Origin of the sequence: Shewanella maritima, assembly GCF_004295345.1 — a bacterium.
Lineage (GTDB): Bacteria > Pseudomonadota > Gammaproteobacteria > Enterobacterales > Shewanellaceae > Shewanella > Shewanella maritima.
On record NZ_CP036200.1, the window covers coordinates 3,148,529 to 3,175,390 of the forward strand.

The 26,862-nt window shown below is 45.4% G+C and carries 26 protein-coding genes; 19 read left to right on the plus strand and 7 right to left on the minus strand.

Features of this window, described 5'->3' with window-relative positions; all coding sequences use genetic code 11:
- Nucleotides 1-53 precede the first annotated feature (53 nt).
- The 3 genes from EXU30_RS13455 to EXU30_RS13465 form a co-directional block, all read right to left on the minus strand.
- On the minus strand, nucleotides 54-782 hold the full coding sequence (locus EXU30_RS13455) for a response regulator transcription factor (RefSeq protein ID WP_130600851.1): 729 nt from the start codon (nucleotides 780-782) through the stop codon (nucleotides 54-56).
- A gap of 174 nt (nucleotides 783-956) precedes the next feature.
- Nucleotides 957-1,685, minus strand: coding sequence for a spondin domain-containing protein (locus EXU30_RS13460; RefSeq protein ID WP_130600853.1), 729 nt, complete (start codon nucleotides 1,683-1,685; stop codon nucleotides 957-959).
- A gap of 9 nt (nucleotides 1,686-1,694) precedes the next feature.
- On the minus strand, nucleotides 1,695-2,396 hold the full coding sequence (locus EXU30_RS13465) for a spondin domain-containing protein (protein ID WP_130600855.1): 702 nt from the start codon (nucleotides 2,394-2,396) through the stop codon (nucleotides 1,695-1,697).
- Between the two features lie 657 nt (nucleotides 2,397-3,053).
- On the opposite strand from EXU30_RS13465, the gene mpl reads away from it, so the two are divergent.
- The 9 genes from mpl (at nucleotide 3,054) to EXU30_RS13510 (ending at nucleotide 10,424) form a co-directional block, all read left to right on the plus strand.
- Nucleotides 3,054-4,454: a UDP-N-acetylmuramate:L-alanyl-gamma-D-glutamyl-meso-diaminopimelate ligase gene (mpl, locus tag EXU30_RS13470; protein ID WP_130600857.1), complete on the plus strand. Its 1,401-nt coding sequence runs from the start codon at nucleotides 3,054-3,056 to the stop codon at nucleotides 4,452-4,454.
- Nucleotides 4,455-4,660: 206 nt separating this feature from the next.
- Complete coding sequence (locus tag EXU30_RS13475) at nucleotides 4,661-5,326, plus strand: flavin prenyltransferase UbiX (protein ID WP_130600859.1); 666 nt, start codon at nucleotides 4,661-4,663, stop codon at nucleotides 5,324-5,326.
- 7 nt (nucleotides 5,327-5,333) lie between these two features.
- On the plus strand, nucleotides 5,334-5,864 hold the full coding sequence (hpt, locus tag EXU30_RS13480; RefSeq protein ID WP_130600861.1) for a hypoxanthine phosphoribosyltransferase: 531 nt from the start codon (nucleotides 5,334-5,336) through the stop codon (nucleotides 5,862-5,864).
- Between the two features lie 70 nt (nucleotides 5,865-5,934).
- Entirely contained in the window at nucleotides 5,935-6,870 is a 936-nt protein-coding gene (locus EXU30_RS13485) for an ABC transporter ATP-binding protein (protein WP_130600863.1), read from the plus strand.
- Complete coding sequence (locus EXU30_RS13490; protein ID WP_130600865.1) at nucleotides 6,870-7,640, plus strand: ABC transporter permease; 771 nt, start codon at nucleotides 6,870-6,872, stop codon at nucleotides 7,638-7,640. Before EXU30_RS13485 ends, EXU30_RS13490 begins: the two co-directional genes overlap by 1 nt.
- 188 nt (nucleotides 7,641-7,828) lie before the next feature.
- Entirely contained in the window at nucleotides 7,829-8,263 is a 435-nt protein-coding gene (locus EXU30_RS13495) for an excinuclease ABC subunit A (RefSeq protein WP_130600867.1), read from the plus strand.
- A 262-nt stretch (nucleotides 8,264-8,525) separates the two neighbouring features.
- Entirely contained in the window at nucleotides 8,526-9,029 is a 504-nt protein-coding gene (locus tag EXU30_RS13500; RefSeq protein ID WP_130600869.1) for an SRPBCC family protein, read from the plus strand.
- A gap of 29 nt (nucleotides 9,030-9,058) precedes the next feature.
- Nucleotides 9,059-9,928, plus strand: a complete 870-nt coding sequence (locus EXU30_RS13505; protein ID WP_130600871.1) for an AraC family transcriptional regulator — start codon at nucleotides 9,059-9,061, stop codon at nucleotides 9,926-9,928.
- Between the two features lie 100 nt (nucleotides 9,929-10,028).
- Complete coding sequence (locus EXU30_RS13510) at nucleotides 10,029-10,424, plus strand: MerC domain-containing protein (RefSeq protein WP_130600873.1); 396 nt, start codon at nucleotides 10,029-10,031, stop codon at nucleotides 10,422-10,424.
- Nucleotides 10,425-10,518: 94 nt separating this feature from the next.
- On the opposite strand, the gene EXU30_RS13515 is transcribed toward EXU30_RS13510, so the two are convergent.
- The gene (locus EXU30_RS13515) at nucleotides 10,519-10,917 is read right to left on the minus strand and encodes a hypothetical protein (RefSeq protein WP_130600875.1); all 399 of its coding nucleotides are present in this window, start codon (nucleotides 10,915-10,917) and stop codon (nucleotides 10,519-10,521) included.
- Between the two features lie 470 nt (nucleotides 10,918-11,387).
- Between EXU30_RS13515 and EXU30_RS13520 the strand changes: the two genes are divergently transcribed.
- Nucleotides 11,388-12,284 carry a pirin family protein gene (locus tag EXU30_RS13520; RefSeq protein ID WP_130603483.1) on the plus strand — a complete coding sequence of 299 codons (897 nt, stop codon included), beginning with the start codon at nucleotides 11,388-11,390 and terminating at the stop codon, nucleotides 12,282-12,284.
- An 88-nt stretch (nucleotides 12,285-12,372) separates the two neighbouring features.
- On the opposite strand, the gene EXU30_RS13525 is transcribed toward EXU30_RS13520, so the two are convergent.
- Complete coding sequence (locus EXU30_RS13525) at nucleotides 12,373-13,356, minus strand: helix-turn-helix domain-containing protein (protein ID WP_130600877.1); 984 nt, start codon at nucleotides 13,354-13,356, stop codon at nucleotides 12,373-12,375.
- A gap of 770 nt (nucleotides 13,357-14,126) precedes the next feature.
- Between EXU30_RS13525 and dbpA the strand changes: the two genes are divergently transcribed.
- On the plus strand, nucleotides 14,127-15,530 hold the full coding sequence (gene dbpA, locus EXU30_RS13535) for an ATP-dependent RNA helicase DbpA (RefSeq protein ID WP_130600879.1): 1,404 nt from the start codon (nucleotides 14,127-14,129) through the stop codon (nucleotides 15,528-15,530).
- Between the two features lie 221 nt (nucleotides 15,531-15,751).
- On the opposite strand, the gene EXU30_RS13540 is transcribed toward dbpA, so the two are convergent.
- Both EXU30_RS13540 and EXU30_RS13545 read right to left on the minus strand, forming a co-directional pair.
- Nucleotides 15,752-16,153 (minus strand): hypothetical protein, encoded by a 402-nt coding sequence (locus EXU30_RS13540; RefSeq protein WP_130600881.1) that lies wholly within the window; start codon nucleotides 16,151-16,153, stop codon nucleotides 15,752-15,754.
- Nucleotides 16,154-16,167: 14 nt separating this feature from the next.
- Nucleotides 16,168-16,938 (minus strand): hypothetical protein, encoded by a 771-nt coding sequence (locus EXU30_RS13545; RefSeq protein ID WP_130600883.1) that lies wholly within the window; start codon nucleotides 16,936-16,938, stop codon nucleotides 16,168-16,170.
- A 213-nt stretch (nucleotides 16,939-17,151) separates the two neighbouring features.
- Here EXU30_RS13545 and EXU30_RS13550 point away from each other — a divergent pair, with 213 nt between their 5' ends.
- The 8 genes from EXU30_RS13550 to nqrE all read left to right on the plus strand — a co-directional run bounded on the left by EXU30_RS13550 (nucleotide 17,152) and on the right by nqrE (nucleotide 26,839).
- Entirely contained in the window at nucleotides 17,152-18,237 is a 1,086-nt protein-coding gene (locus tag EXU30_RS13550; protein ID WP_130600885.1) for a DUF3626 domain-containing protein, read from the plus strand.
- Between the two features lie 238 nt (nucleotides 18,238-18,475).
- Complete coding sequence (gene cydD / locus EXU30_RS13555; RefSeq protein WP_130600887.1) at nucleotides 18,476-20,275, plus strand: heme ABC transporter permease/ATP-binding protein CydD; 1,800 nt, start codon at nucleotides 18,476-18,478, stop codon at nucleotides 20,273-20,275.
- Entirely contained in the window at nucleotides 20,275-22,017 is a 1,743-nt protein-coding gene (gene cydC, locus EXU30_RS13560) for a heme ABC transporter ATP-binding protein/permease CydC (RefSeq protein WP_130600889.1), read from the plus strand. The genes cydD and cydC overlap by 1 nt, the downstream gene beginning before the upstream one ends.
- A gap of 249 nt (nucleotides 22,018-22,266) precedes the next feature.
- Nucleotides 22,267-23,631, plus strand: a complete 1,365-nt coding sequence (locus tag EXU30_RS13565; protein ID WP_130600891.1) for a Na(+)-translocating NADH-quinone reductase subunit A — start codon at nucleotides 22,267-22,269, stop codon at nucleotides 23,629-23,631.
- Nucleotides 23,631-24,851 carry an NADH:ubiquinone reductase (Na(+)-transporting) subunit B gene (locus EXU30_RS13570; RefSeq protein ID WP_130600893.1) on the plus strand — a complete coding sequence of 407 codons (1,221 nt, stop codon included), beginning with the start codon at nucleotides 23,631-23,633 and terminating at the stop codon, nucleotides 24,849-24,851. Before EXU30_RS13565 ends, EXU30_RS13570 begins: the two co-directional genes overlap by 1 nt.
- Nucleotides 24,838-25,608, plus strand: a complete 771-nt coding sequence (locus EXU30_RS13575) for a Na(+)-translocating NADH-quinone reductase subunit C (RefSeq protein ID WP_130600895.1) — start codon at nucleotides 24,838-24,840, stop codon at nucleotides 25,606-25,608. The genes EXU30_RS13570 and EXU30_RS13575 overlap by 14 nt, the downstream gene beginning before the upstream one ends.
- Entirely contained in the window at nucleotides 25,608-26,228 is a 621-nt protein-coding gene (locus EXU30_RS13580; RefSeq protein WP_130600897.1) for an NADH:ubiquinone reductase (Na(+)-transporting) subunit D, read from the plus strand. Before EXU30_RS13575 ends, EXU30_RS13580 begins: the two co-directional genes overlap by 1 nt.
- Before the next feature lie 2 nt (nucleotides 26,229-26,230).
- Nucleotides 26,231-26,839, plus strand: a complete 609-nt coding sequence (nqrE, locus tag EXU30_RS13585; RefSeq protein WP_130600899.1) for an NADH:ubiquinone reductase (Na(+)-transporting) subunit E — start codon at nucleotides 26,231-26,233, stop codon at nucleotides 26,837-26,839.
- The last annotated feature ends 23 nt before the right edge of the window (nucleotides 26,840-26,862 follow it).

A 26,862-nucleotide genomic window follows, 5' to 3' on the forward strand; every position in this document is an offset into this window, starting at 1 on the left:
TAGAACTGAGCTTTAGGCTAGCTTTCAGTGGTTTTAATGGGAGGTCGTTTTCACTAGTGAGCCATCGCTTCCGGTGGTGAGAATTTATAGCCCACGCCCCAAACGGTTTTAACGAACTCTGCCTCACCGCTGCATTGCGATAGTTTGCTACGCAGGCGGTTAATATGGCTGTTAACTGTGTGCTCATAGCCTTCATAGCTGTAACCCCATACCGCCTCAAGTAGTTGATTGCGGCTAAATACTTGTTGCGGGTGTTTGGCCAAAAACAGCAATAAGTCAAACTCTCTGGCAGTGAGTTCGAGCTCACTGTCAAAGGCAGTCACTTGTCTGGTGGTCGCATTAATACTGAGCCCGTTAAACGCCACTTCTGCTTGTTGCTCTGTTTGCACTACGCCGCGTCTGAGCAGCGCTTTAACTCTGGCGCGCAATTCAAGCACGCTAAATGGCTTAATTAGGTAGTCATCCGCGCCAGCTTCTAACCCTAGGACTACGTCCGCTTCTGAGTCTTTCGCGGTGAGCAGCATAATCGGCATCGCCTTACTCTGTTCGCGCAGCTGCTGACATAGCATAATCCCGTCACCATCAGGCAGCATGCGGTCGAGTAGGATAAGATCTATACGCTTACTCTCAAGTATCTGTATTGCCTGCTTTAGTGTGCTGGCGTGACATACCTCATAGTTCATTGACTTGAGGTTAAGCTGCACCAGCTGGGCTAAATCTTGCTCATCTTCGACCAATAAAATGCGCTGTGTGGTGTGTCCGTGTTGTGCGGTTGCGTTCATCCCGATCTCTCCGGCCTGTGTTTATCAGCATAAGCTCATAGACAAGCAGACCTGTATCGAGCGCAATAAATTTCAGCGTGATGAAAAATAAACCGATTGGTTTTGGGAAGCGGTAAACCAAGCGGTAGATTTCATCACGCCGAAAATGCACTAGTTAAGGCGTAAAAAGTCAGCTTATTGAGTTCGGGTGATGGTGACTTTAATCGCTGGGTTATCAAAACGATGTGATGGCGTCAGCACTGAGTCTGCTAAACCGTCATACATAGAGATAACGCCTGGGTGAATATGGATAAAATCGACATCATCCCGCGCTGCGTTATAGCCCTCACCGCCATCAGCTGGTCCTGGCAACGTGCCTTTGGCTTCACTGTTGGCTTCGGTGCCTGCGTCATACACCCTAAGGGTCATGCTACTTGGCATATTCACTTCTAGCTGACTTAAGTCGTAATTATTTACCCCAGCAAACGCATCGTTAGTGTTAACTAGCATGGTGGCTAAACTCACGCTCGCGACATCATCTTGCTCAATGCTAAAGCTTAATGTTTCTGACATGCCCGGCATAATTACCCCGGCGCCAGTTGTGTTACTGGTGAGCTCGCTAATTGCTGCTAGGTCACTGGTGTCACCGCCTTCAGCTAGCTTTTCAAGTGCTACTGAAGATGCTTGTCCTGCCATCCACAGTTGCATGTCAGCACTGTGCGTTGCTACAAAAACTGGCGATAGTGGCTGATTAGCCGTTAAGTTACTTACCGCGATTTCATAAGAGAGCATCACGGGTGGCGTTGGCTCTGGGTCATTATTTACCACAACATCATCATCGTCGTGACCACAACCTGCTAGTAGTAGGCTAGATAGCAAGGCTAGCGCCAGAGTGGGTTTGATTGACTCATGTGAAAATTTCATATGGCCTCCTTATTTTACGGTAACTACCACTTTGGCTACTGGGTTTAACCAGCGATGAATACGGCTATCAAGGTCACTGGCACCGCCAGCTGGATCTGTATCACCCAACACGCCCGGATGAATGTGCACATAAGTATTGCCTGCACCATCCATTACACCTGTACCATTCGCGCCGCCGTCACCGCCTGGTGCAGCAGGAATTCCTGGTACGCCTGACATGCCGCCGCCATTGATGATTTCATCATTGGCTTCAGTACCTGCATCATAAGCATTCAAATAAAACGTGTAGCTGCCTGCTTCAGTAGGGATTTTCCAGCTATCGAGACCAACAAATGCATCGTTTGTTGGCAGCAGCATGGCGACAATAGACAAGTACATGTTGTCGCCAGTATCTAGCATGACGTCATTTACGCTCATGCCTGGGGCAAGTAAACCACCAGCAGGGTTTGCACTGGTGACCCCGCTTGCACCCATAACTGCGGCATCTAAGTCACTAACATCACCACCTTCAGCCATTTTTTGTAGAGCGGCTGTAGCTGTGTCGCCCACATGGAATAGATGGCTATCACTGTTGTGCGCTGCAATAAGTAGAGGGGTGAAATGATTACCATGGGTGAGGTTGGTAACACTGACTTCGATTTCTGCAGCTGAGCTCGCCATGCTGACTAAACCTGCTGCTAACAAGCTGGCGTTGATTAGTGTGCGTTTCATAACCTTTCTCCTTGTGTTTAATTGCAATCAAGTATGAGAAAGGGGTATCACTGGTCTATCGCTAAATTATCACAAAAGTTTAACAACTGGATTTAACGATGAAAATCAGTAGGATAGAACCACTTATTTATGGCGAGAAACCTGCAATAGTCGTCGTTTGAGTGTATGTCGTTCTTATTTGTGACAACTGTTTGTGGTTCGAAAATAGCTAGGCTCTAGGCAAGATTGATTATACTTGTCATACAAGGCTGTCACGTGTGGTAAAGGAGTACCCGATGAAAGAATATCATTCCCAGATTGTGAAATTGGATAGCGATATCGCCCAATTGCAATATCAATATAGACGTTTAAAGTTGTTGAGACTTTTCATACTGTCACCGATGATTTTGGCTTTGATTGCTGCGATTATTTACAAGTGGCCGCAAATATCTGAGGTGATAGCAAGCTGGTTAACAAGTTACAGTTACTAACTGTTCCATTTTTCCGGTAGGTGAACCTTGGTGTTCACCTTTTTTGTGCCTCTATTTAACCAAGATAGCGCCACGATATAGTTATAAGATTGAACTACCTATGCAAAAGTTAACCTGAGTTAACTGACAGCATAAGCTGAGTTAGATTAGAATAGAGCCCATTAATCGTTAGCGAAAGAGCTATTGCATGCATGTACATATTTTAGGGATTTGCGGCACATTTATGGGAGGGCTTGCCCTGCTTGCCCGAGCTATGGGACATAAAGTCACTGGCAGTGATGCCAATGTGTATCCGCCGATGAGCACCCAGCTTGAAGAGCAAGGTATTGAGCTTATTCAAGGGTTTGACCCGCAGCAGCTTGGCAAAGAAGGTGAAAACCAGCCTGATATTGTGGTTATTGGTAATGCCATGAGTCGCGGTAATCCGTGTGTTGAAGCTGTGCTTAATCGCGGGATTAAATATACCTCTGGACCGCAGTTTTTATCTGAGCATATTTTGCCTAATCGTTGGGTATTGGCGGTATCGGGCACCCATGGTAAAACCTCAACTTCAAGCATGCTGGCATGGATTTTAGAATACTGTGGTTACGAGCCGGGCTTTTTGATTGGCGGGGTGCCACAAAACTTTGGCGTGTCAGCGCGCCTAGGTAACTCACCCTTTTTTGTGGTTGAAGCAGACGAATATGACAGCGCTTTTTTTGATAAGCGTTCTAAGTTTGTGCATTACCAACCGCGCACACTTGTGATCAACAATCTAGAATTTGATCATGCTGATATCTTCCCCGATCTTGCCGCTATTCAACGTCAATTTAATCATGTTATTCGCACCGTGCCAGGGCAAGGCAAAGTGATTTGGCCTAAAGATGTTGATGCAGTAAAACTGGTGATGGAAATGGGCTGCTGGAGTGAGCAAGAAACCTATACCCGCCAAGCTCCCGCTCGAGTTGAACAGCAAAAGCAAGAGCAAGGGTGGCAAACTAAGCTGATCGCAGATGATGGTCATGAGTTTGAGGTTTGGTTTGATGGTGAGCCTCAAGGCATACTTAACTGGCAACTGATTGGTCAGCATAACGTCGAAAATGCAGTGATGGCGATTGCTGCAGCACGTCATGTGGGCGTTGCACCAGCTCAAGCTATTGAGGCTTTAACTGAGTTTTCGCCGCCAAAGCGCCGCTTAGAATTGCTTGACACTGTCAATGGTATCGCAATTTATGATGATTTTGCCCATCACCCAACCGCTATTGAGACGACCTTACAAGGGCTGCGCGCCAAAGTAGGTAAAAGCAAGGTGATAGTGGTGCTAGAGCCAAGATCTAACACCATGAAACGCGGTATTCACAAAGACACCTTAGCTTATTCTTTTCGCCTTGCTGATAAGGCTTGGTTGTATCAAGCTGGCAATGTTGATTGGGATATCGCAGCACACATGTCGCATGCTGAAATCCCAGTTATCGTACAAACAGATATTGATGCCATTGTTGAGCAAGTAGCTAGCCAGGTGAGTCCAGGTGATACCATTGTGGTGATGAGTAACGGCGGTTTTAATGGCATTCATCAAAAACTGATAAGCGCGATTGCTGGCAAATAGCAATTAACTTTAGCCATTAACAGTAGCTCATTAAGCTAGTTTGTTATCTGCTACGTACTAGTAGCTAGTAGCTAGTAGCTAGTAGCTAGTAGCTAGTAGCTTATAGTTCAAGTTGGCTGTAACTGCGCTTGAGTTAAGCTGGTATAAATATAGTAAGTAGCGACAGCAGGCTCAAGTTGAGCTTGTCTCGTTAAGCAGGAAATTTCATGGGATATAGAAAAGCCGATAAAGCCATTAGTCTTGCCTGGACAGGGGCTTCAGGCGCACCTTATGGTCTAAAGCTACTTAGCTGTTTGCTTGCAGCTGATTATCAGGTGTTTTTAATGATTTCGAGCGCTGCGCGCGTGGTGCTCGCGACTGAGCATGGGCTGCAACTCAGTGCCAATAGTGATAAAGCACAAGCGCAATTAATGGCGCATTTAAGTGAAGATATGCCATCGCAGCAAGGCTTGGGCGAATTGGTGGTGCTAGGCAAAGATGAATGGTTTTCGCCGCCAGCATCAGGCAGCGCAGCACCTAAGCAAATGGTGGTGTGTCCATGCTCAACTGGCACCTTAGCCGCCATTGCCACTGGTATGAGCAATAATTTGTTAGAACGAGCTGCCGATGTCGTGATAAAGGAGCGTGGCCAATTAATACTGGTTCCGCGGGAAACTCCTTTTAGTGCCATACACTTAGAGCATATGTTGAGTCTAACTCGTAACGGCGCGACCATTATGCCTGCAGCACCTGGGTTTTATCATAATCCCAAATCGGTTGAAGATCTGGTAGACTTCATGGTTTCGCGAATTCTCGACCATCTGGGGATCGCACACTCACTGACGAGTCGCTGGGGTTACGGACAGTCTCAGGCTCATGATATTGAAAACTGAGAAACATATGAAGCACACCATTGAAGAGATGATTTCTACCCAAGAAATCGACACCATGTTAGACGATTTAGCGCAGCGTATTAATGAACGCTACGGCGACAGTGAGCGTCTATTAATGGTTGGCCTGCTTAAAGGCTCTGTCGTATTCATGGCTGATCTATGCCGCCGCATTAAAGGCCACGTTGAAATCGACTTTATGTCTGTGTCTAGCTATGGCAATTCGATGACCAGTTCACGTGATGTTAAAGTGCTAAAAGACATTCAATCAGATATTGCCGGTCGTGATGTACTGATTGTTGAAGACCTGATTGACTCAGGCAATACGCTTAATAAGGTGCGCGAAATGTTATTGCTTCGTGACCCGAAGAGCTTAACTTTGTGTACCCTGTTAGATAAACCAGAGCGCCGTGAAGTTGATGTACCTGTCGACTTTATTGGTATGAGCATTCCTGATGAGTTTATCGTTGGCTATGGTATCGATTATGCCGAGCAGTATCGTAACCTGCCTTACATTGCCAAAGTTATTCCATTAGAGTGATAAAAAAGCGTAATTGTTAAAGCTCCCGCTCATGCGGGAGTTTTTGTTTGTTGTAGTAGAGGGAATTTTCATGGGCGAGCGCGCCAATGCATTAGTAATAGAAGGTCTAAAAAAGACCTATAAAGGTGGAGTTGAAGCGGTTAAAACCCTCAACCTCACGGTGGAACAAGGCGATTTTTTTGCATTGCTTGGGCCAAATGGTGCGGGTAAATCGACGACCATCGGCGTGATCAGCTCGCTGGTGCAAAAAAGCGCTGGCAGTGTGCAAGTGTTTGGCTATGACATTGATAAACAATTAGAGCAAGCTAAGCTGCAGATTGGTCTCGTGCCGCAAGAATTTAACTTTAACCAGTTTGAGAAAGTGCTGCAGATTGTAGTGAATCAGGCTGGCTATTATGGTGTTAAACGTGATGTTGCATTGGAGCGAGCGAAAAAGTACTTAACCCAGTTAGATCTCTGGGATAAGCGCGACTCACAAGCGCGTCAGCTTTCGGGCGGAATGAAGCGTCGTTTGATGATTGCTCGCGCGCTAATGCATGAGCCGAAACTGTTGATTTTAGATGAACCTACTGCTGGCGTTGATATTGAGCTGCGCCGCTCAATGTGGGATTTCTTAAAACAAATCAACGCCGAAGGTGTGACGATTATTTTGACTACTCACTACCTTGAAGAAGCGGAGATGCTGTGTCGCAACATAGGAATTATCGACCAGGGTATGCTGGTGGAATGCACGACTATGAAAGCACTTCTTAGCAAGCTCAACATGGAAACCTTTATTCTTGACCTGCGAAAAGATATTAGCAGTGCGCCGGACTTAGGCGACATTCGTTGCCGACTGGTGGATGCTCACACGCTAGAAGTGGATGTGGCTAAAGATAACAACATTAATGATGTGTTTAGTTTATTGTCTGCTGCCAATATCGAAGTATTGTCGATGCGTAATAAAGCTAACCGTCTGGAAGAGCTATTTGTTGAGCTAGTTGAAAAAGCCAAGGAGGCAAAATAATGAATCAGCTGTATTTGATTGCCTTTAAGAGCATTTTAACTAAAGAAATTAACCGTTTTACCCGTATTTGGGTGCAAACTCTGGTGCCGCCAGCCATCACCATGACGCTGTATTTTCTGATTTTCGGTAACCTAGTTGGTAGCCGTATCGGGCAAATGGGCGGCGTGAGCTACATGGAGTTTATTGCGCCTGGTTTAATCATGATGTCGGTGATCACCAACTCGTTCTCCAATGTCGCATCATCATTTTATAGTGCTAAGTTTCAGCGCAACCTCGAAGAGATCATGGTGGCACCTGTGCCGCATTATGTGATGATTGCAGGCTACGTAGGCGGCGGTGTTGCCCGTGGCTTGCTGGTGGGTTGCATCGTTACCCTGGTTGCCATGTTCTTTGTTGATATCACCTTGCATCATGCCGGATTGGTGCTGCTTACAGCGTTTCTAACCTCAGTGCTGTTCGCTTTAGGCGGTTTGATCAACGCGGTATTTGCCAAAAGCTATGATGACATCAGTATTATTCCAACCTTTGTCTTGACGCCATTGACCTACTTGGGCGGGGTATTTTATTCGTTGTCATTACTACCTGATTTTTGGCAAGGTGTGTCTGCGCTAAACCCTGTAGTGTATGTGATTAACGTGTTCCGTTACGGCTTCTTAGGTTTTGCTGACATGAGCGTGCCTTTGTCCATTGCCATTATGCTTGGCTTTTGTGGTGCGCTATGGTTTATTGCTTACTATTTGATTTCACGCGGCATTGGCCTGCGTAGTTAATAGTAAATAGAAATAGTTCACGACTATTGCAAACAAAATCAAAAAAGAGCGCCTTGGCGCTCTTTTTTGATTTTGGTCACTTATATTATTAACACGCTTTTGTTATCTTGATTCATCTGCTGCTTAAATGATTGTTTTTATTATAAGTTAGTGGACTAAATATCAGTTTTATTTTTCAGGGAAAAGAAATGAAAAAGTTACTAATGTTGCTGTTGCTTGGCTCTATTTCAACTACGGCAACTGCACGTGAAGATATCCAAGATTTTTCAATCAATGAGGCTATGGCTATTAATAAGATTTCGTCAGCAATTGGTGAAGGCGTTGAATTTTATTTTGCCGGTCAACAACATGGCGCCATCGTTAAATCTCTCGGCGAGTTTAAAACCAGTAAAAAGACTAATGCGTTCGGTAAAAGTGATTTAAAGGCATGCCAGTGGGCATTTGCCTCTGCAATGAAGTCGCTGAAGCAGCGCGCTCAAAAAGAAGGTGGTAATGCGGTTGTTAATATCCGCTCAAACTATGATAACCATCAAACCAGCAGCGCTGAGACTTTTAAATGTGGTGCAGGAAATGTTATTGCTGGCGTCGCGCTTATTGGCGATGTGGTGACGTTAGAGAAGTAATTTTCACGGCAGATTTAGCAAATAGAGCGCCTTTGGCGCTCTTTTTTGTGGGCGATTGTCAGCTTGTGTTATTTGAGCTTAATAATGGCTAGTCGTTGACTGGTTTATTAAGAACGGGTAGACAATAGCAAGAAATATCAAAAATGCTGATTGCCGATGTTTTAACTTTGTGGTGAACAAAACAACTAGGCTACCCAAGAAATGATGTCGGTTAGACATGACTTATAGGTAGCCGCAATTAAAACATTTGCAGGAGAGCATCATGAAAATTACTTCTAAAGTCACCATCAATAAATCAGCAACTGAGATGTGGAAACTGATTGCCCATGACTTTGATAAAGCCTATTTATGGATGGCGCCAATCCCATTTTCTAAAGCCATTGCACCGGGTGGCAGCAAGCTTGGTGCGCCTATGGTGGGGCGGATGTGTGATTTAACCGAAAAGCCTAATGGCCCCCAAGTTAAAGAGGTGATTACTCACTATAGTGAAAGTGCGAGAACGCTAAGTTTTGATGTGCTGCCGATTAATAACCCGGCAATTATTCCCATTAAGCAAAATCATGTTGCTATGTCTGTGCGTGAGATAAGCCCGACTCAATGCGAGGTGAGCTGGACAGCCTCGCCACAACTTAAGTGGTTTGCTTATCCTATGTACCCTTTGCTTAGGCTGATGTTTCCAAAAGTTTTTGCTAAGTTATTGCGTGGATTGAAAGACTATGCAGAGAACATTGAACATCAGCCGCGTCAAATGTCGGCAGTTGTTTAATGAAATGGATAACCTGGCTAGGAGGCATAATGCAGCGATTTTTTAATAGTATCGACTTTATTGAACAACACCTAGATGAAGCGATAAGTGTCCACCAAATTGCTGCCGCCTCGCATTATTCAACCTATCATTACAGCCGCATTTTTAAAGCGTTAGTGGGTGATACGCCTAAAGAGTATTTAAGAAAGCGCAGGCTAACTCTTGCAGCAAAACGATTGCTTACTGAGGATGTCGGTGTACTAGAGGTGGCAATAGATAGTCAGTTTGACTCGCAAGAGGCTTTTACAAGGGCATTTAAGGCGCAGTTTAATATGACGCCAGCTAAGTACCGCAAGCTTAATGAGCCTTATCGCTTGCTGTATCGGCGACCTTTTACTGAGCAAGATCTTGATTACCTGCAATCGCGTATTTCGATGGAGCCAGAGATAATTCAGCGCCCCGCAATGAAAATTGTTGGCATTGCAGCAGAGTATGACGATGGCGATTTAAGCTTGCCTAAGTTGTGGTCGGCCTTTCGTCCCTACCGTGACAGTGTTGCCAATCGAGTAGGAAGTGATTTTTTTGGCATATATGAGTCGTATCAAGAGGCTGATGATAAAACCCAGTTTGTATATATTTGCTCGGTGGAAGTCAGTAACTTTGATGATGTGCCTGAGCAGATGATCACTCGTGAACTTGAGGCGCAAACCTATGCGCAGTTCACCCACGTAGGACCTATCGCGGAGCTAGAAAGTACTCTGCGCTACATTTGGGGGAGTTGGTTGCCAAAGAGTGATTACGAATATGCCGACAAGCCAGATTTTGAGCTATTGCCAGCGAGCTTTAATAACGAAGACCCACAGAATAAGATCTATTTAAATATTCCTGTGATTAGAAAAACACTTAAGTTCGCTGATTAAATTTACTGTTGATAATGATACTTAGTAGCATTTAACAAGTTTTTAATGTTTAATATAGCGCTATTATTTTAGTAAGGTTTTAAGTGACGCAGGAAGTATCATGACAAATACAGCTCAACTGGCATTGGATAGACTGGCTATTGGTGTCTCAGCACTGTGCGCCGTGCATTGTGTCGCCACACCGATTCTACTGGTGCTGCTCCCATCTTTGTCTGCATTGCCAATTGCTGACCATCATTTCCATGAAATGCTCGTTTGGGTAGTACTTCCAACTAGTGCAGTGGCGGTTACCTTAGGTTGTAAGCGCCATAAAGATACTAAAGTGTGGTTACTTGCATTAACAGGGTTGGCAGTCTTGATGGTGTCGGCTTTCTTTGGTCATGATTTTTTGGGCGAAGTCGGTGAAAAAATCGCGACTTTAATTGGCGCATTGATTGTCGCGCTGGCGCATTGGCGTAATTTTAAATTGTGCCGTAAAAAGCAATGCTGCGACTAATTCATTTTTGTTTGTTATCGTCAAAGCCCCGCAAGTAAGCGGGGCTTTGTTTTAGTTGGTTTACGCTCAGTTAAGTTCGTGCATCGGATGAGCGTTATGCCTTTATTTGTTCAAGTTTATTTTCGATCCATCGATTGGCTTGATTTAAATCAGTAAACATCTGAATATTCTCGGCCTGCATAGATGGTGATTGATTTTTGAGAATCGTAGCCATGATCTTAGCGTTAAATACCACTGCTTTAGCGTGCATATTGTTGTCTTCCATCCACACATTGTATTCATCTAATACTGCGTAAGCTTCTGGCGTACCCCCTAATACTCCGCGGTTGTCGGCTACAATGCCAAAAGGTTTGCCATTCAGTCGTTTTACCTGTTCCATGACAGCTTGGGTATAGGCGGTAGCCCCAGCTTCGTTATAAGAGCCTGTCATTTTTGTGCAGATTAAATTGCCTGTTACTTGAATGGTGAATTCGCCGTGAGCTGCTTCTGGCATAAGGTACCTCTACTGCTTGTTTGCTCTGTGCAACTGGGCACTATTTCTTTTAGTTTTTGCGTTATTTTGTATGTACAGCGCTTTGGCTAAAAAGCGATGACTGCTGTGATGGTCTTTTGGGTTTTCGTTTTATTTTTAGTGTGATTAATATTTTTATCACAACTAAAGCGTTGTTGAAAATGCCTCTAATCAGACAGCAGCATCTTGTAGAAACATCAAGCTAGGTTTAGCCCAGATGTTAAGCGCTATTGGCATTTCTTTACCCCAGATCCACGTTTGAAACTAATCCAGATTAGATGTGTTTCCTTTTAACTGCAGTAATGATTTTACTGTTACAGCTATTTGTATTCGAATTTTACGAATTAAAAGTGCGGTTTTATGCGCTTTTTATTCGCATTTGTGGTTGCTAATCTAATTTCATTGCAAATATTGAGCATGCCTACGTTGGCGCATGCGCAGGAGGAAGAGTGATGAAATTACTTGCTAAATTTTCAGCCCGAGCTGCGATGGATGGTGACGGCGTTAAAATTCGTCGTATTGCCGATTTTGGCAATACACGCTTTGACCCGTACTTAATGATTGATGAGCTTAAATCAGATGACGAGTCGGACTATATGGCTGGGTTTCCACCGCATCCTCACCGCGGCATCGAAACTTTTACCTACATTCGTAAAGGTGGTTTTGAGCATAAGGATCAACTTGGCAATGTTAAGCAAATCAAGGCGGGTGATGTGCAATGGATGAGCACTGGGCGTGGTGTCGTGCATTCTGAAATGCCCATTGCTGATAGTGACCATGGGCTACATGGTTTTCAAATTTGGTTGAATATGCCAGCCAAAGATAAGATGCGGGCGCCGCAGTACCGCGACTCAAGTGAGCAACAAGCGAAAGTTTTGACCAATAAAAATGGGGCAAGTTTAACGCCGCTGGCGGGAGATTGGCGCTTTGCAGACCAACCTGAATCAACAGTGTCAGCCATCATTAGCCAAAGTGGCTACGACGGGAAGTTAGCTGCACAGCTTGCAGGAAATGCGGCGATTGCCGATGTGAACTTAGCAGCGAATGCGAGCGCTAAATTGAACCTATCGCAGTATGGTGCTGTGAGTATTTATGTCTATAGCGGCGCAGTTATCGCAACTTATCAGGGCGTGCAAACTCGTTTTACTGATGGTCAATTGTTGGTTGTCGATAGTGCAGAGTTAGTTGAGCTAGTTGCCGCCGACGATGGCGCTGGGATGCTGGTGCTTGCCGGTGATCCCATCAATGAGAATATTGTGCACATGGGGCCGTTTGTGATGAATACTCAGCAACAGATTCAGCAAGCGATTGCCGATTATGAGTCTGGCAAGTTTGGAACTATTGATTAATTGGATTAACTGGGTCAATTGTATTTACTAGATTAACTTAAACTTTATGATGTTGAGGGCAGATAACGCTTATCTGCCCACTTTCAGGTTAGTCTTCTTTTTCGAATAACTCCATTAACCCTAGCAAGGCGGCATATAAAACTGAGCCAACAGGCCACACTATCCAAGTGATACCCCAGTTCATTGTCCATAAGCTCCAACCTAAATACACGGCGACTAAAAGAGGCCAGTAGAAGGCTGCTAGTTTTTCGGCGCGCTTAGCCCGCTTGCTCTTTTCTTTGTTAGCAAAACTTTCTTTAAGAATATTATTGTAGGCATCAAATGTTGCTGAAGCAGGTGATACAACGAATATGCCTGTTGATATCATGATCATAAGTACTACCATTAGCATTAAAATGGTGTCGGATTGGCAGTTGAGAATAGCGCCCAACATTAACGGCACAAAGCTAATGATAAATAGAAATATACCTATAGATAATCTGCGGTTGTAAGCGGGTTTGTAGCTTTCTAACTTTTCTTGAAACACGCTGTGTACGCCGTAAGATAACTCAAATTTCTCGTTGTCGATTAACTCAATATCCTTATCAAATTGATTGGTTTTAAGGAAAAAACTCACAGCGATTGAGACTAAAACTAAAATAGCCACCACGCCTGCTGCTGCCGCAATATCACCGGTCATGCCCATGCGGCCCGTCTCAGCCATTGCCAAGAAAAAAAACAGCGGCACAACAGAGCAAACACATAATATGGCGCCTTTAGTGTTGATGTTCGCTACCTCAATTTTGCTTGCCACGTATCTCGTCGCTTCTTCAATTGTTACTTGATGAAGGTTGGCATCCTGATGGCTACTTTGTGAGCTTGGCTCAAAGGTGTCGTGTTCATCTTTTAGTAGAAAGTCAGTTGATACCTCAAACAACTCTGCCAACATGATGATTCTGTTTAAGTCAGGAATGCTACTTGCACTCTCCCACTTGGAAACAGACTGTCTTGATACATTCACTTTTTCAGCTAACTCTTCTTGCGACCAGCCTAATTGCTTCCTTAGTTTGATTATTTTGTCCGCTAATATCATCTGTGATTATCCTTGGTCAGTAATGTAGCCATCACAATAGAAAAACGATTGGTTGCACACTAGCAAGCTCAGTTGGTTTTTTGTCAACCAGTGGTTGCGAATACCATAAGTTTATAAAAAATATCATGTTTTAATTATGTGGTAAGGTGTTTTTTCTGTCTTAATCGCGTGCTTTTGAGTTGTAGTTATAAGGGCCTGCTGACCTTTCAAGATTATTTTTGCAGCTGCTTGTTGGAAATTTATACAAGGCAACGACTTTGATGTGTGGTTGTTCCACATGATAAGTCGTTAACGCAGTAGAAATGACAACAAGCGCTGCCTGAAAGGTTCGTTTAAAAGCACTTTACTCTTTGTTGCGAGCGAATTTGTTTAGGTGACTAGACGTCATCGCTCGCGTCGCGATTAAAGTGCTTTTAATTCGAACAAATTCTAATCAGCAAAGATCAACAGGCCCTAATGCTGAGCCTAATTATTACCTCAAACTTTCTTGTTAGAGTATCTAAACTTCAACCTAGCTTGCTTGGTTTTTAAACTTATATTCGCGCTTTTGTCAGAGGACTTTGCTTGCGCTCAATTATTGGCTTGCCAACAGTCAAACTGTTTTGCCGATTACGAATTTAAGCTCAAGCCTCGGCATCAAAATCGGGCATTCATTGCTAAGACTTGTTACAATAGCAGTAGACGACCAAGGTTGGCGCTATCTAAGCCTAATTTGCCTTGGTCTTTTTGTTTTTGCCTGATGGTAAAGTGAGTTTTGTTAAGGGGGATATGTGAGTCAATCAACTAACCAAGCGGCGTCGAGTTCTTTTGCATCTTTGCAGCTAAAGCCGGATTTACTCGCCAACCTCGAAACGATGAACTTCACCCAGATGACCCAGATTCAGGCTGAGAGCTTGCCAGCTATTTTGTCGGGTAAAGATGTGATTGCTCAGGCCAAAACCGGTAGTGGAAAAACAGCGGCATTTGGCCTTGGGTTGCTGAACAAGCTCAATGTAAAACGCTTTCGTATTCAAACCATTGTGTTGTGCCCGACTCGTGAGCTGGCCGATCAGGTCGCTAAAGAAATCCGCACACTAGCGCGTGGTACCCACAACGTGAAGGTGTTGACCTTATGTGGTGGTGTGCCAATGGGGCCGCAAATTGGCTCGCTTGAGCATGGCGCACATATTATTGTTGGTACCCCTGGGCGTATTGTTGACCATCTTGACAGCGGGCGTTTGAACCTAAATAACGTCAACATGTTGGTGCTTGATGAAGCCGACCGCATGTTAGAAATGGGTTTTCAAGATCATCTTGACCACATTATCGCCCAGATGCCGCAGCACCGACAGACGCTATTATTCAGCGCAACTTACCCTGAGCAGATTCAAACTATCGCTGAGCAAATTATGGTTAAGCCAACCATGGTTAAGGTTGAGACGACCCACGATGATGTCACCATTGAGCAGCAGTTCTTTGAGATGCAAGATGGGCAAAATCGGATTGAGGCGTTAGAGCTATTGCTGCTAGACAAGCAGCCTAGTAGCGCTGTGGTGTTCTGTAATACCAAGCGTGAAACTCAAAAAGTAGCAGACAGTCTAGCAGACAAAGGCTTTAGCGTTTTGGCGCTGCATGGTGATTTAGAGCAGCGCGATCGCGATAAAATGCTGCTGCAATTTGCCAACAAGAGTGCGCGTATTCTAGTGGCGACTGATGTTGCTGCCCGCGGTTTAGACATTGATGAGCTAGATGCCGTGTTTAACTATCAAATTGCTTATGACACTGAAGTGCATATTCACCGCATTGGTCGTACGGGGCGCGCAGGTAGTACTGGCGTGGCGTACACCTTCTATAACCTAGAAGAAATGTACAAGATCACAGCCATTGAAGATGCCATGAAACTTGAGGTATCTCCAAAAGCGTTACCCGATATGAGCGTGTTAACTAAACAGCCGCTGCAGGCGGAAATGGTTACCATTCAAATTGACGGCGGTAAGAAGCACAAGCTGCGCCCAGGTGACATTGTTGGTTGTCTAACGAATGGCAAAGAGATTGCGGGTAACCAGATTGGTAAGATTAAAGTGACCGATATTCGCTCGTACGTTGCAGTGCCACAAGCTTTGGCTAAAACCGCGCTCAATAAAATCACTAAAGGACGCCTTAAAAACCGCACCTTCCGCGCTTGGTTTGTTTAATACCAATTAACACAAGTATGTGATCATTCTTACTGGTTAAAATCGCTTATAACTTCGTTAGAAATTTTGTAGGTAGAGCAACTAGCTAGCTGCAATTTCAGCCTTGTTCTAAGCGATTTTTCCTGCGTAATCTCTGAACACTTATTTATCTCAATTGGTATAAAGCTGGTTAGCGTTAAGATTGTTCGCTTTAAAGGTTATTCGGGCCTGTGGCTTGTTTATTAAGCATGGGCATACATTAGCCCTAGCTTGATTGCACTGAGCAGCGCAACATAGCAACCGATAGTGATTGAGCGGCGTCTTCGTTTAGTAAACACCTCTTTGATGACAACACTCGTTGATTCAGCTGAGTGTTCAAGCAACTGGCTGCGCCATAGGAGCAGCCAGGATATCGATAGCTGATATTGCTGACCTTGGTAGCTAAAGTTAATCTTGCGCTTTGGAGCGAAGTAACTAAAGCTTCTCACTACAGTGACATGGCTATTGTCACTGATACTCCCTTCTTCACTGATTTTCGTATTTTCACCGACGTTTAGGGATATCGCGCTGGTAAAGCGGTCATAACGAAATGACCACTTTTGATTGTTGATTATATGAACGGCGCTATCAAACCGGTTCCACATGATTTGCTTAGTCGTTACTCACCATCTTCACTTGAGTCTTGAGCGTCTTTGGCTTTGTACTCGGTCAGCATATAAATCAAGGTGCCTTGCTCAGAGCCTGCAAGATAAGACCAACTGCTAGTGCTGCGGTTTTCATTGAGGTTGCGAAAACCATTAGACACTTCCATCCAAGCTTGTGGGGCAAGCTCGAAGGCGCGAATTTCGCAGGTATTTTGTTTGCAGCTGATGCTATCGATTTGAATGTCGCCGCTTAGAGGGTGCTGGTTAATCGCTGCTAAAATTTGCTCTTCTTCAGTTGTAGCCCAATCTTCATTGCGCTCGCTTAGATGGTGTTTTTCGTAAGCTTTTACTATGTCGCCAGATTGACTGGCAATCACATTGGCAAATGGCTCAGGTGTCCATTGTTTTATGTTGTCTATCGATAAGGTGTAAGGCTCATCTTTAAAGGGTGATTGCGCGCTGACGTCTCGCTCGCTAAACTGTTGGTTTTCCTCAACGGCAATTTCAACTTGCTGTTCTAACAATCCCATTGAAGATTGCATTGACGCGATTAGTTCATCTTTATCGGCAAGCTGTTTCTGCAGGGTAATGATTTGCTGTTGCAGCAGAGCAATACTTTGGGTTTGTAAACTGCTATCTGGCTTGTCATCAACCTCAGGAGCTATTGCTTGAATAGTGCCTGCTGGCGTGGTTTGTTTTAGTTGTGCTTTGCCTATTTGTAAGCCGACGAAAAGGCTGCCAAGCGCTAGGAACAGCCCGGTAATAAAAACGGTTGAGTGCTTCATTTTGCTTCCATGTAATGTCATTCCAGTTGTTACTTTGCCGCAAAACATCAGTGCTTGCAATTTAGCCATTGAAATTAACTGCTGTCGCTATCTAGTGTTATCTGAGTTTGAAAACTAGCTTTAATTCAATAATTTGGTGAATTTAGCTTAATCTTATCTATGATTAAAATAACAACAATCTACAATCGTTAATTTAACCTGCAAAGGCGAACTATGAATAAGCTTGCGCTATCCCATATAGATAAAGCTGTCGCCTGTTTGCGCGAGCAAAGCCATAGCGTTATTAAAAACGTGTTGGCTATGTCGAATGTGCCATCTACTCAGTTGCAACAAGCGATGGCAATGCTTGCCGCGCATGGGCGCATTGCATTTCATTTTCATCCTGACAGACTCGATAGCCGTGGGCTGACAGTGGCGCAAGGATTGTTGAAAGACGGCATCTATAAAAGTCAGTTCGAAACCCATACCTCAAATGGGCATTTATCGCCTGAGCTTGGTGGTAGTCGCGATCATTGGGAGAACGAGCTGTTTGGTAACGCTTATTCTGGCATTAAACATCGGCCTAAATATGGCGCACTAGATCTCGGCTTAAGCAGCTTTGGACCCGCGCCTCGTTTTGGCAGTTGCTATTTATTGTCTAAGCCTAAGCTGTTAAATAGCTGCAGTTTTTGCTATCTCGACTCTTATCGACTGCCAAAAGAAAGGGGTACCCTCAATTGCTTTGATGCCGTGCTTGCTGCGCTTTTAAGTGAAACCTTTGAGCGTCAATCTGCCATAGGTAAAGACCCATTAACACCAGCGCAGTTAATTGAGCATTTATGTAATCTTGATAAACGCAGTGAGCTAACAGGCATCAAAGGCGGTGGCAGTAACCTAGACCATTACATCGAGGCGCAGGTGCATGCGGATGTCACTCTGGAGCGGGATATTGATTTACTGGTTGTCGACCCAAGCTACCAAGGCACATCAATTGGTGAGCAGCTAGCAACCGTTGCAAGAGTGTATCAACTTGAGCTGACTTACCACAGCGGCTATCGAATGGCGCTTGCAGACGTGCCGGTTGATTTTCGCGGCCCAGATATGCCTCAAGTTGCCACGTACTGCTTAGGTTTAGAGGAGCTTAAGAGTGAAGAGCTTAATGACGATGAGCGGCAAATACTCACACCATATAAGCTTGGTCAGTCTTCACTTCAATGTGAGCAGCATCTTCCTGCCTGGCAAGAGCGCACCGCACACAGGCAGCAACAACAAAACCTCAAACTACTCTGGCACGTGCTGGTCAAATTTGGGTCAGAGTAAACACCTTTGAACTAGGAATTTATTAGGTGCAGACTCTTAATTTGGCGAGCGCTATAGTGTCGCTAGTTTAGCTTCACCTTAATTAAGGCTTAACTCGTATGTTGACTACCTGCTTACCTCTCACATTCAGCTAGTGTTTTATGTGAGTTAGTTAACACTTATGTGGTTTTTGGTGTTAACCCAGCATAACTATTGCGATACTTGCGCGATAATCGCCCGCCTACTTATTTAGGACGTTATGGATAAGTCGTTAGAAAAATCTCTCACCCAGTGGCTTAGGGGCCAAAAAAGCGCCTGTGGTCACTTCCTTAAGCTGTCGATCTTATTAGGTATTCTCAACGGTTTTGCCATTGTTGCTCAGGCTTATTGTTTAGCCACTATTCTCGATGGCGTTATTATGCAGCAGCTAGCGGTATCTGAATTAAGTCACTATTTTATTTCGCTAATTGGCTTGTTTGGCCTGCGCGCGATATTGGCTTTCGGGCGCGAGCGGGTGTCGTTTGAAGCGGGCAGGCGCTTACGTGAGCATATTCGACAGGCTGTGCTGCACAAGCTGATCGCTTTAGGGCCAGTGTTCATTAAAGGTAAGCCAGCAGGGGCGTGGGCAAGTATCGTGTTCGAGCAGGTGGAAGACTTGCATGATTTTTATGCTAAGTACTTACCGCAAATGATCCTAGCTGGTTTTATTCCTATCACTATCTTGGCCTGTGTGTTTCCTCTCAATTGGGCTGCAGGGTTAATCTTGCTGGCAACTGCGCCGCTTATTCCGCTGTTTATGATCTTAGTTGGGATGGGCGCAGCTGATGCCAATCGCAAAAACTTTACCGCATTGGCACGCTTAAGCGGTCACTTTATGGATCGCCTGCAGGGAATGGCAACCCTCAAGCTATTTAACCGTGCTGAAGCTGAGCTTGGCAAGATAGAGCAGGCATCAGAGGATTTTCGTACTCGCACCATGGCCGTGCTGCGAATGGCATTTTTAAGCTCGGCTGTGCTGGAGTTTTTTGCCGCGGTGTCAATCGCCGTGCTAGCCGTTTACTTTGGCTTTAGCTATTTGGGTCATCTCAATTTTGGTCACTATGGGGCTGGAATTAGCCTGTTCACAGGCATGTTTGTGTTGATCATGGCGCCTGAGTTTTATCAGCCCCTGCGGGATTTAGGTGCACATTATCATGCGAAGGCGCAAGCCATTGGTGCAGCAGAGTCCTTAGTTGACCTATTGGAAACGCCCGAGACTTATTTAGCGAATAGTAGCAGTAGCCCAGATAAAGACATGTTGAGCACGCCGCAGGATCAAATCGACCTAGCTACTGTTGCGATTACTGCTACGGATTTAAAAGTCTTTAGTCAGGATGGTGCGTGTCTGCTTGGGCCTGTGTCATTTGAGGTGAATACGGGTGAGCATGTGGCTGTGGTTGGCCCAAGTGGTGCGGGTAAAACTAGCCTGATTAACGCACTGCTTGGCTTTTTGCCATATCAAGGCTCACTAAAGATTAATGGTGTTGAGCTAAAGCAAATTCCATTGGCTAAGTGGCGTTCACATCTTGCTTGGCTCGGGCAAGACCCACAGCTATTCCACGGCACGCTGCGAGATAATGTCGCGCTAGCTAACCCTGAGTTAACTGACGAGCAAATTTTGAGTTTGCTTAGCCGTGCTCAGTTAGCTGATTTTGTTGCTCAGCATCATCAAGGGTTAGATGCGCCTATTAGCGATCAAGCGGCAGGTGTTTCGGTTGGTCAGGCGCAGCGTATCGCTTTAGCGCGCGCATTTGCGCAAGATGCCAGTGTCTTTGTACTTGATGAGCCAACGGCGAGTTTAGATAAGCACAGTGAAATGCAAATAATGCAATCGATCAATCAAGCCATTAGCGCTAAAACCTGCATCACAGTCACTCACAGGCTCGATGAGTTAAGCGACATGCACAAAATTTTGGTACTTAGTAAGGGAAAGCTAACTCAGGCTGGCAGTTATCAAGAGTTGGTTGCCGATGAGGCGGGTTTATTTGCGCGGCTTGTGGCTGGCAAGGAGGCGGTGTAATGCGAATTCTACTGCCTTTTATAAAGCTGTTTAGCCGTCAATGGGTCATGATGGGCGTGGGCTTATTGCTGACCTTTACCACGTTAGTAACTGGGATAGGTTTATTGTCGTTGTCGGGCTGGTTTTTATCCGCCACCGCTGTGGCTGGTTTAACCGTAGCAGCAGCTCAAGCGTTTAACTATTTCACACCTGCAGGTGGAGTGAGGTTTTTCTCCATCGCCCGAACTGCGAGTCGCTATGGTGAGCGCCTTGCGACTCATGAAGCCACTTTTAAGCTACTAACTGAATTAAGAGTATGGGCGTGGCAAAAGCTATTACCACTATCGGATAAAAACCTACAGTCGCTGCGCCAAGGTGACATGCTTAATCGCCTAGTGGCAGATATTGATACCCTAGATCACTTATATCTGCGCTTGCTTACGCCTATGGCGGCATCACTATTGATGATTGCTGGGTTGTACGCCTTTATCGCTTGGTTTGATCTGGCCATTGCCAACGCGCTTTGCAGTGCGCTGCTTACCGTGTGGCTAATTGTGCCCGTGGTGTTCTATCAATTGGGCCGCAAACCTGGCGAGGTGTTAATTACTAGCCGTCAACACTACCGCGTTAAGCTACTCGATATTATTCAAGGACAGGCAGAGCTGACCTTGTTCAATGCCAATAAGCGCTATCAGGCTGAACTAGTCAAATCACAACAGGCATTATTTGATGCGCAAGCGAAAATGGCGACGATTACCGGGCTAAGTCAGGCGATGGTAATTGCTGCCAATGGCGCGATTGTGACTTTGATTTTGTTTATGGCAAGTCAAGGAGTAGGTGAGTATGTACCGCCAGGACCTATGATGGCGATGGTGGTGTTTGCCGCGATGGCAACCCTAGAAATGTTGATGCCAATAGCTGGCGCATTTCAGCATTTATCGTCAACTGTGTTGGCTGCGAAACGCTTAAATCAGGTCACTGCTCAGCAAAGTGATATTCAATTTCCCCTGCAACCGACTAGCTCATCGACCGAGAAAAGCGCTTCTACAAACTCACCCGCCGTGAGCCTTGAGTTAAGCGGAATTCATTTTGCCTATAATGGGAATCACTTAGAAAGCGTAGTTGATAACAACAAGGTACTAAACGGTTTGTCGTTAACGCTTAATGTTGGTAGCAAGGTGGCTATTTTGGGGAAAACTGGCTGTGGTAAGTCGAGTTTGCTCAACCTCATCACCCGTCAGTGGCAGGCGCAGGCGGGCAGCATCAAGCTAAATGACCAAGCTATCGAGCAGTTTACTGAACAGCAGCTGCGCCAATCTATGACTTTGGTTAGCCAACGTATTCATCTATTTGCTGGTACATTGCGTGACAACCTAGCCATAGCTATGCCTTATGTAAAAGGCGAGAAGCGCAAAGCCCATGATGACAAGTTTGTCGCCGTGCTTAAGCAAGTTGGCCTTGATACATTGTTAGAGGCTGACAAACCTTTGGATGTGTGGATTGGCGAAGGTGGCAGGCAGTTATCAGGAGGTGAGCGCCGCCGCATTGGTGTGGCTAGAGCTTTGCTGCGCGATGCACCCTTGTTGTTACTTGATGAGCCAACTGAAGGGTTAGATAAGGCAACCGAGAGAGATATTATGGCCTTGCTGTTAGACTTTGCTCGTCACAAAACCTTGTTAATGATCACCCACAGACATACCGCATTAGAGCATATGGATGAGATTTACCATATGGACGGCGGTCAATTACAAGCTAGTGTCTGATGACTTAGCTTGCTTACAGGCGAAAACATCAGTCAAAAGTACATAAGTTACTGCTAAATAAAGCAGTTTTTGTATTTAATACTACAAAAATGGCCGTAAATCGACGTTTTTGCATGACCATGGTCACAATTAGGCTGGGGTTTGGTGTATTAAAATTACAAAAAGCGCTGGTAATGTGAACTCGATCAGGAAAAGTTTTTAACAAGGAATTAAAATTAGCCCATCTATTTTATCAGGATGGTGATTTTAATGGCGAGTTTTGCAAAACCCGTTATCACGATCAAGCGTGGTTTGGATATCCCGATTGCGGGTGAACCAAGCGCGCAGCTTGATGTGGCAACTCCACCCACCCAAGTTGCATTGATTGGCGAAGAATACGTTGGTCTTAAACCTACCATGGCAGTCGAAGAGGGCGACCATGTAAAAAAAGGCCAGTTGCTATTTGAAGACAAGAAAACCCCAGGCGTAAAATTTACCGCGCCAGCAAGTGGTGTTGTCAGTGCAATCAATCGCGGCGAACGCCGCGTATTACAGTCGGTTGTTATTGATTGCGATAGTGAGCAACAGGCGCTGAGCTTTGATGCTATTGGCGATGTCAGCAAGCTAGAAAAACAACAAGTAGTTGATAACCTTGTTAACTCAGGCTTGTGGACAGCGCTGCGTACTCGCCCATTTTCGCGCGTTCCGCAACTTGACGCTGAAGCCGCTGGCATTTTTGTTACCGCTATTGATACCAATCCATTGGCTGCTGATCCAAGACCGATTATTGCTGCAGAGCAAGCTGCGTTTGAAGCTGGTCTTAAGGTGCTTACCAAGCTTACCAGTGGTCAAGTTTATTTGTGCCAAGACGATAACGCGCCGCTAATTGAACAGGCAATTGACGGTGTTGAGTTGTATCCATTTGCAGGTGTTCATCCAGCAGGTCTTGTTGGTACTCACATCCACATGCTGCTGCCTGTGAGCATTGAACGTCAGGTATGGCATTTGAACTATCAAGACGTTATTGCTTACGGCAAGTTGTTCTTAACTGGCGAGCTTTACACCGACCGTGTAGTTACTCTAGCTGGTCCAAACGTGCTTAAGCCTCGTCATGTGCGCATGCAAATGGGGGCTAAACTATCTGAACTGGTTGTTGGTGAGCTAAACGATAGTATATCTCGCGTAGTATCAGGCTCTATCTTATCGGGCCATACTGCAGTAGATACTTATGACTACCTTGGTCGCTTCCATATGCAAATATCCGTGCTGACAGAAGATTACGGTCAGCAAGTTCTACCTTGGGTAAAACCTGACAGTGAAAAATTCTCGCTAACTGGCTTGATGATGTCTGGCTTTAGCCGCACCCGCAAACTATTCCAATTCACCACTCATGCTGGTGGCTCTGCGCGCGCCATGATGGCCTTTGGTCAGCTGGCACGGGTGATGCCGCTAGATATTCTGCCAACCTTGTTAGTGCGCGACCTTGTAGTGCGTGATACTGATGAAGCTCAGCTATTGGGCGCGTTGGAGTTGGATGAAGAAGACTTAGCCTTGTGCACTTTTGTGTGTCCAGGTAAGTACGATTTTGGTAAAGAGCTACGTGCTTGTTTAGACATTATCGAGAGGGAAGGTTAATGAGTAAGCAAGATAAAAAACCAAACGTACAAGACAGCTACTACGCTCATGGTGGCTCAATGCGCGCCTATTTGCGCTCGTTGTGGATTGCCCACGGTCGCAGCACCAAAGGTCGCGTTCATGTACGTGACGCCATTGATGTAAAACGTACTATGCACATTGTCGGCATGTGTCTGCTGCCTGCTTTGTTTTTTGGTATGTATAACTTAGGCGTGCAAGCGCAGGTTGCCATTGTTGATGGTGCAAGCCAATCAACAAGTTGGCAGCTGTTTTTATTTAACGCCATTTTTGGTGAGCTAACTGCGGAGTCTGGCTTTGTTAGTAAGTTCATTTATGGCGCCAGCTTTTATGTCCCTATTTACCTAGTCACGCTAGTGGTTTGCTTGTTCTGGGAAGTGGTTTTCGCTCGGGTAAGAAGGCAAGAGCTGCACGAAGGCTTTTTCGTAACCGCGCTATTGTTCTCGCTCATTTTGCCGGTATCAACACCGCTGTGGATTATTGCCCTTGGTGTCACCTTTGGCGTGATTGTCGCTAAAGAGATGTTTGGCGGCATGGGTTATAACTTCTTAAACCCAGCGCTGGCAGGTTATGCCTTTATTTACTTTGGCTACCCAAGTGAAGTCGCTGCTATCAGTCAGTTTGTTGCGGTTGATGGTTACTCTGGCGCGACGACTTTAGGCATGGCTGCTGCCAGTAAGAAGATGATTTTTGCTGACACTAGCTGGTACAGCGTGTTTAGTGATGCTAATTGGTGGAACAGCTTTTTAGGTTTTGTTCCTGGCTCAGTTGGTGAAACCAGTACGCTATTACTGCTGTTGGGTGGTGGTATTTTACTGCTAACCCGCGTGGCAGATTGGCGTATTGTCGCGGGCGTTATGCTTGGCATGATTGCGACTACGGTTATCTTTAATCTGGTTGGCTCTAACAAAAACGCGCTCTACGCGATGCCGTGGACTTGGCATTTAGTCACAGGTGGCTTTGCCATCGGTATGATGTTTATGGCGACTGACCCAGTGACGGCCTCGTACACCCGTAATGCTAAATATGCTTATGGCGCCATGATTGGTTTCATGACCATTCTTATTCGCTGCATGAACGCTAAATTGCCTGAGGGCATTATGCTGGCGATTTTGTTTACCAATCTATGGGCACCGATTTTCGACTACTTAGTGGCGCGCGCCAATATCAAGCGGAGGCTTAAACGTCATGGCATTAAATAAAGATTCAGTGCTAGGCACCATGGTGTTTGTTATCAGCCTTAGTCTTGTTTGCTCATTTATGATCACAGGTACCGCAGAGGTGCTTAAAGAGCGCAAGCTGGTGAAAAAACGCAATGAGCTACAACAAATTGTGCTTAGTGCAGCAGGGGTTGACAGCAATGCGGGCAATTTTCAAACTCTGTTTGCCGACCGTGTTAAACCTAAGCTGTTAACCCTAGAGACAGGCGAGCTTAGCGAGCAAGAAAACATTCTTGATTTTGATGAGCGTATGGCAGCAATTAACCCTGAAACCTCAACTAAGCCGAAAAAAGACTTAGCTAAAATCAAGCGCCGCGCTAATCAAGTGCGTGTGTTTGAGGTGTATGACGAGTCAGGCAAGTTATCTCGCTTGGTGCTACCAATTTACGGTAAAGGTTTATGGTCAATTCTTTATGGCTATGTGGCAATAGAGCCAGACTTTAATACCGTTGGCAGTATTACCTTCTACGAGCATGGTGAAACTCCTGGCATTGCTGATTTTGTGACTGATCCTGACTGGTTAGGTAAGTGGCAAGGTAAGCAAGTATTTGATAGCAAAGGTAAGGTTGCCATTAAAGTGATTAAAGGCGGCGCGAAAGAGGGCGATGTTCACGGCGTTGATGGCGTGAGCGGTGCGACTCGTACCGGCGTAGGTATTCAAAAGGCGGTGCATTTCTGGTTTGGGCCAGAGGGTTATCAGCCTTACCTTAACCAGCTTGCTAGTGCGGGAGGTCAGTAATGAATAAAGTGATTACCAATAAAGACTTATTGCTCACGCCAGTATTCACTAACAACCCTGTTGCTATGCAGGTGTTGGGTGTGTGTTCGGCGCTGGCAGTCAGTAACTCAATGCAAACCGCGCTAGTTATGACGCTGGCAGTCACCTTTGTATTGGTGTTTTCTAACCTCATCATCTCCACCATTCGCAATTTCATCCCTAATAGTGTGCGGATTATTGCGCAAATGACGGTAATTGCCTCTTTGGTGATTATTGTCGATATGGTGCTGCAAGATGTGGCCTATGAGTTGTCAAAGCAGCTATCTGTATTTGTCAGCTTGATCATCACCAACTGTATCATCATGGGGCGCGCAGAAGCCTTTGCGATGAAGTATCCACCGCATTTGGCACTGGTTGACGCCGCAGGTAACTCATTAGGTTATGGTGTGATTTTACTTGGTGTTGCCTTTGTGCGTGAGCTACTGGGTAAAGGCACCTTGTTTGGCGCTGAGATATTCAAAACCGTGGAAAACGGTGGCTGGTATCTTGCCAATGAAATGTTCACTTTGCCGCCAAGTGCTTTCTTCTTGATTGGCGTGATGATCTGGGCAATTCGCGTTGTTCAGCGTAAGCGAGGTTAATCATGGAACATTATATTAATTTATTTATTCAGGCCGCGTTTATCGACAACATGGCGCTGTCGTTCTTCCTTGGTATGTGTACCTTCTTGGCGGTATCGAAAAAAGTCTCTACTGCTTTTGGCTTGGGTATCGCTGTGATTGTTGTCATGCTGATTGCTGTGCCTGTGAATCAGCTCATTTACGTCAACCTATTAAAGCCTGGCGCACTGGCATGGGCGGGTATGGCTGAGCTTGATATTAGCTACTTAAAGCTGATCACCTTTATTGGTGTGATTGCTGCACTGGTGCAGATTTTAGAGATGTTCCTTGAGCGTTACTTGCCAACCCTGCATCAATCGCTAGGCATTTTCTTGCCTCTGCTAACCGTAAACTGCGCTATTTTTGCTGGCGTGTTGTTTATGAGTAACCGCGACTACAACTTAACTGAGTCAGTCGTATTTGCTGGCGGCAGTGCCGTAGGTTGGGCTGTTGCCATTGTGTTGTTGGCAGGTTTGCGTGAGAGAATGAAGTTCCATGCAATTCCAGACGGATTGCAGGGGATCGGCATTACCTTTATCACCACAGGGCTAATGGCACTTGGATTTATGTCATTTGCTGGTATTTCGTTGTAAGGCGCGCCTTACTCGTTAATGCA